General features: G+C 47.7%; 8 tRNA genes and 1 rRNA gene. All 9 read right to left on the reverse strand.

The features are described from left to right. Positions 1-101 precede the first annotated feature (101 nt). Positions 102-177 (reverse strand) — tRNA-Ala (locus CD128_RS10500). Positions 178-192: 15 nt separating this feature from the next. Next, a tRNA-Pro gene (locus CD128_RS10505) sits at positions 193-266 on the reverse strand. Positions 267-296: 30 nt separating this feature from the next. Then, positions 297-373 (reverse strand) — tRNA-Arg (locus CD128_RS10510). A gap of 14 nt (positions 374-387) precedes the next feature. Next, a tRNA-Leu gene (locus tag CD128_RS10515) sits at positions 388-476 on the reverse strand. 6 nt (positions 477-482) lie between these two features. After that, a tRNA-Gly gene (locus CD128_RS10520) sits at positions 483-557 on the reverse strand. 23 nt (positions 558-580) lie between these two features. Further along, a tRNA-Lys gene (locus CD128_RS10525) sits at positions 581-653 on the reverse strand. Positions 654-658: 5 nt separating this feature from the next. Then, a tRNA-Thr gene (locus CD128_RS10530) sits at positions 659-734 on the reverse strand. A 13-nt stretch (positions 735-747) separates the two neighbouring features. Then, positions 748-823, reverse strand: a tRNA-Val gene (locus CD128_RS10535). Positions 824-833: 10 nt separating this feature from the next. Then, a 5S ribosomal RNA gene (rrf, locus tag CD128_RS10540) occupies positions 834-918 on the reverse strand; the annotation flags it as partial.

Genomic DNA, 918 nt, shown 5'->3' on the forward strand with positions numbered 1-918 from the left:
ATAAAACTAAATAGTGTTTGTAACTTACAGTTACATTTATTGGAATTAACGTTGACATATTGTCATTCAGTTTTCAATGTTCATTTTAGAAATTTTATAAATGGTGGAGACTAGCGGGATCGAACCGCTGACCTCCTGCGTGCAAAGCAGGCGCTCTCCCAGATGAGCTAAGCCCCCATATTATTTAAGAAGTCGGGAAGACAGGATTCGAACCTGCGACCCCTTGGTCCCAAACCAAGTGCTCTACCAAGCTGAGCTACTTCCCGTATTTAATTAAATAAGGTTTGAATTTTAAATGGCGCGCCCGATAGGAGTCGAACCCATAACCTCTTGATCCGTAGTCAAACGCTCTATCCAGTTGAGCTACGGGCGCTATATTTAAAAAGATGGTGCCGAGGACCGGAATCGAACCGGTACGGTGATCTCTCACCGCAGGATTTTAAGTCCTGTGCGTCTGCCAGTTCCGCCACCCCGGCAAAAAATGGAGCGGAAGACGGGATTCGAACCCGCGACCCCCACCTTGGCAAGGTGGTGTTCTACCACTGAACTACTTCCGCATGTGGCTATTAAAATAATCGTATGAGCCATAGAGGATTCGAACCTCTGACCCTCTGATTAAAAGTCAGATGCTCTACCAACTGAGCTAATGGCTCAAAGATGGTGCCGGCCAGAGGACTTGAACCCCCAACCTACTGATTACAAGTCAGTTGCTCTACCAATTGAGCTAGGCCGGCTATATAATTGAAATGGTGGAGAATGACGGGATCGAACCGCCGACCCTCTGCTTGTAAGGCAGATGCTCTCCCAGCTGAGCTAATTCTCCGATTTAGTAAGCCTGGCAACGTCCTACTCTAGCGGAACGTCAGTCCAACTACCATCGGCGCTAAGGAGCTTAACTTCTGTGTTCGGCATGGGAAC

The organism is Staphylococcus croceilyticus (assembly GCF_002902575.1).
In the GTDB taxonomy this organism is placed as follows: domain Bacteria; phylum Bacillota; class Bacilli; order Staphylococcales; family Staphylococcaceae; genus Staphylococcus; species Staphylococcus croceilyticus.